Origin of the sequence: Longimicrobium sp., from assembly GCF_036280135.1 — a bacterium.
Lineage (GTDB): Bacteria > Gemmatimonadota > Gemmatimonadetes > Longimicrobiales > Longimicrobiaceae > Longimicrobium.
Map to the genome: position 1 here is coordinate 1 of NZ_DASURI010000654.1, position 3,796 is coordinate 3,796.

The 3,796-nt window shown below is 69.7% G+C and carries 3 protein-coding genes and 1 pseudogene; 3 read left to right on the forward strand and 1 reads right to left on the reverse strand.

Going from position 1 to position 3,796, the window contains the following annotated elements; genetic code table 11:
• The 3 genes and pseudogenes from VFZ20_RS21295 to VFZ20_RS21305 form a co-directional block, all read left to right on the forward strand.
• Positions 1-363 (forward strand): annotated as a pseudogene (locus tag VFZ20_RS21295) (hypothetical protein); the annotation flags it as partial.
• A gap of 194 nt (positions 364-557) precedes the next feature.
• Positions 558-1,037 carry a hypothetical protein gene (locus tag VFZ20_RS21300; RefSeq protein WP_329685963.1) on the forward strand — a complete coding sequence of 160 codons (480 nt, stop codon included), beginning with the start codon at positions 558-560 and terminating at the stop codon, positions 1,035-1,037.
• 85 nt (positions 1,038-1,122) lie between these two features.
• Positions 1,123-2,301: a zinc-dependent alcohol dehydrogenase gene (locus VFZ20_RS21305; protein WP_329685964.1), complete on the forward strand. Its 1,179-nt coding sequence runs from the start codon at positions 1,123-1,125 to the stop codon at positions 2,299-2,301.
• A gap of 241 nt (positions 2,302-2,542) precedes the next feature.
• Here VFZ20_RS21305 and VFZ20_RS21310 read toward each other — a convergent pair.
• Positions 2,543-3,796 (reverse strand): KUP/HAK/KT family potassium transporter (locus VFZ20_RS21310; RefSeq protein WP_329685965.1); only part of this gene is annotated, 1,254 nt, incomplete at its 5' end.

Genomic DNA, 3,796 nt, shown 5'->3' on the forward strand with positions numbered 1-3,796 from the left:
TACGCCTTCGTGCGCTACGGCGGACTGTTCCCCGCCCTGGCGCGGCGCGCGGACCCCAAGATCGTGCGCTTCGACGGCGAGATCCGGGACGTGGGCGGATTGATGGTGGACGCGGCGCCCCTGGACGCGCGCTTCCTGTGCCCCCTGCCCTCCGCCGCGTGGGACTCCGCCGCCGCCCGCCTGCGTTCCGTGCTGACGGACAGCACCATCGCGGCCTCCGTGGGCCAGATGCCGGAACCCTATGTCCGCCTGACGGGCGCGGAGCTCACGCGCACCCTGCGCGCCCGCCGCGACCACCTTCCCTCTGTCGCCGTCGAGTTCCGCCGCCGCCTGCACGCGGACGGCGCCTGCAAGCCCCACTGAAAAAAGATTTCTCACGCAGAGCCGCGGAGGCGCAGCGTACTTTCGTCCCGGGATGAAGTACTCTGCGCCCTCTGCGGCTCTGCGTGAGCAAAATCAGTGGCTGTTGGGGTTTACGGCACTGTGCGTGCAAGGGGAACGCGCTCCGCCGGGCCGCAGGGGGCCCGGCAGGCCAGGCACCCGACGCAGGAGGAGCAATGAGCACCACGATGGACGCGCCGCCGCGGACGGCGGCTTTCTCGCCGGAGCAGGCGCCCATGCTGGGGACGGGCACCAGGACGCCCGGCTGGGACCTGGCCGTGGAGCGCCGCGCGGACGACGGGCAGACGCTGGCCAACTTCCTGGGCTGGTTCAGCCTGGGGCTGGGCGCGGCGGAGCTCCTGGCCCCGCGCGCCCTGGAGGAGTGGCTGGGCGTGGAGGGGCGCAAGGCGCTCGTGCAGGGCTACGGCGTGCGCGAGATCGGCACGGGCATCGGCATCCTCACGGAGCGCCGGCCGGCCGGGTGGGTGTGGGGGCGCGTGGCGGGCGACGTGCTGGACCTGGGCACGCTGGCCACGGCGCTCACGCCCGACAACCCGCGCAAGCGCAACGTGCTGCTGGCCATGGGCGCCGTGGCGGGCGTGATGGCGCTGGACGTGCTCTGCGCGCGGCAGCTCAGCCGGCGCTACGCGGAGTGACGGGCCGGATTGGGACGGGGGGCCGCCGCTCGCGGGGAGCGGCGGCCGGATTTTCGGAATCCAGGCGGACGGGAGGACGGGCACCATGAAGGCATTGACGTGGCACGGCAGGTCCAGCATCAAGTGCGAGGAGGTCCCGGATCCCACCATCGTGGATCCCACGGACGCCATCATCCGCATCACCTCCACGGCCATCTGCGGCAGCGACCTGCACCTGTACGACGGCTTCAACCCCTTCATGGAGCCCGGCGACATCCTGGGGCACGAGCCCATGGGCATCGTCGAGGAGGTGGGGCCCGCGGTCAAGCGCATCAAGAAGGGCGACCGCGTGGTGATCCCCTTCACCATCTCGTGCGGCGCCTGCTGGTTTTGCCAGAACAACTTCTACTCCGTGTGCGAGACCACCAACCGCAACCCGGAGATCCCCAAGAAGATGATCGGCCACACCACGGCCGGGCTCTTTGGCTACTCGCACATGACGGGCGGGTTCGCGGGCGGGCAGGCGCAGTACCTTCGCGTGCCGTACGCCGACGTGGGCCCCCTGCGCATCGACAGCGACCTGCCGGACGAGAAGGTGCTCTTCCTGTCCGACATCTTTCCGACCGGGTGGATGGCCGCGCTGAACGCCGAGATCCAGCCAGGCGACACGGTGGCCGTGTGGGGATGCGGCCCGGTGGGGCAGATGACCATCCAGAGCTGCTGGATGCAGGGCGCCGGGCGGGTGATTGCCATCGACACGGTGCCCGAGCGGCTGGCCCTGGCGCGGTCGGCGGGGCGCGCGGAGACCATCGACTTCAAGGAGGTGGGGGTCTACGACGCGCTGATGGAGATGACCAAGGGGCGCGGCCCGGACCGGTGCATCGACTCCGTGGGCGCCGAGGCGCACGGCACGGGCTCCATCGACGCCGTCTACGACAAGGTCAAGACGATGCTGATGCAGGAGACCGACCGGGTGCACGTGCTGCGCGAGGCCATCATGTGCTGCCGGCCGGCGGGGACGATCTCCATTCCCGGCGTGTACCTGGGCGTGGCCGACAAGATCCCCGTGGGCGCGCTGATGAACAAGGGCCTCACGATCAAGACGGGCCAGACGCACGTGCAGGCGTACCACGAGGAGCTCCTGCGCCGCATCGAGGCCGGCGAGATCGACCCCTCGTTCATCATCACGCACACGGTGCCCATCGAGAAGGGCCCGGACATGTACAAGACGTTCCGCGACAAGGAGGACGGCTGCATCAAGGTCGTCCTCAAGCCCTGGAACTGATCGACCGGCGAACGGCTTTCTCACGCAGGGCCGCGGAGGCGCAGAGGGCGCGGGGAGAGTTCTCCCCGCGCCCCTCGTGCTTCATGCCCGGGAAGGCCTTACGACGTTCTCACGCAGAGGGAGCAGAGGCAGCAGAGTACCCCATTTCGGCGCGGAGACGAGGTTCCTCGCGTGGTGCCCACGCAGTTGCAGTACTGCTGCCTCTGCTCCCTCTGCGTGAGAGAGCCGTTGCCGTTGCCGTTCAGAGCCGGATCTGCGCGCCCAGCTCCACGACGCGGTTGGGCGGCAGGCCAAAGAACGCCGTTGCCGGACGGGCGTTGCGGGACATGATCGCGAACAGTTTCTCGCGCCAGGTGGCCATCCCCCGCTCGTTGGACGGGATGAGCGTCTCGCGGCCCAGGAAGTAGCTCGTGCGCCCGGGGCTCAGGTCCAGCCCCGGCACCTGCACCCGCGCCAGCGCCGCCGGCACGTCCGGGTCCTCCATGAAGCCGAAGCGGATGGCGATGCGGTAGAACCCGTGCCCCAGCTCCGTCACCTCCAGCCGCTCGGCGTCGTGCAGGTGCGGCACCTCCTCCGTGGTCACGGCCAGGAACACCGTGCGCTCGTGCAGCACCTTGTAGTGCTTCAGGCTGTGCAGCAGCGCCGGGGGCGTACCGTTGGGGTTGCCGTACATGAACACGGCCGTGCCCGGCACGCGGTGCGGCGGCCGCGCGGCCACGTCCTTCAGGAACAGCTCCACGGGCAGCGTCCCCGCGTTCAGCCGCTCGGCCAGGATGCGACGGCCCGTCTTCCACGTGGACATCAGCGTGAAGATGACGGCCCCGACGACGAGCGGAAACCAGCCGCCGTGCGGGATCTTGACCACGTTGGCGCCAAAGAACGCCAGGTCGATGGCCAGGAACACCGTCGTGAACAGCGCCGACGCCCACAGCGGCCACCGCCACCGCTCGCGCTCCACCCGGAACAGCAGCAGCGTGGTGATCACCATCGTCAGCGTCACGGCCACGCCGTACGCCGCGGCCACGTGGCTGCTGTCGCGAAAGCCGATCACCAGGCCGATGCACGAGATCATCAGCAGCCAGTTGACCTGGGGGATGTAGATCTGTCCCATCGCCCGCGCCGACGTGTGCTCGATCTGCACGCGCGGGCTGTAGCCGAGCTGCACGGCCTGCAGCGTGAGGGAGAACGCGCCCGAGATCAGCGCCTGCGACGCGATCACCGCCGCGACCGTCGCGATCACGACGACCGGCAGCAGCGCCCACTGCGGCACCATGCGGAAGAACGGGTTCGCGACGGCGCTCGGGTCGCCGATCAGCATCGCGCCCTGCCCGAAGTAGTTGAGCAGCAGCGCGGGCAGCACGATGGCGAACCACGCCATCCGGATCGGCCGCCGGCCGAAGTGCCCCATGTCGGCGTACAGCGCCTCACCGCCGGTGATCACGAGGACCACCGCACCGAGCAGCACGAAGCCAGCGACCTGGTATTCGAGAAAGAA

Coding starts and splice junctions, on each gene's coding strand:
- VFZ20_RS21305 (WP_329685964.1), top strand. CDS start 1,123: ATGAAGGCATTGACGTGGCACGGCAGGTCCAGCATCAAGTGCGAGGAG.
- VFZ20_RS21300 (WP_329685963.1), top strand. CDS start 558: ATGAGCACCACGATGGACGCGCCGCCGCGGACGGCGGCTTTCTCGCCG.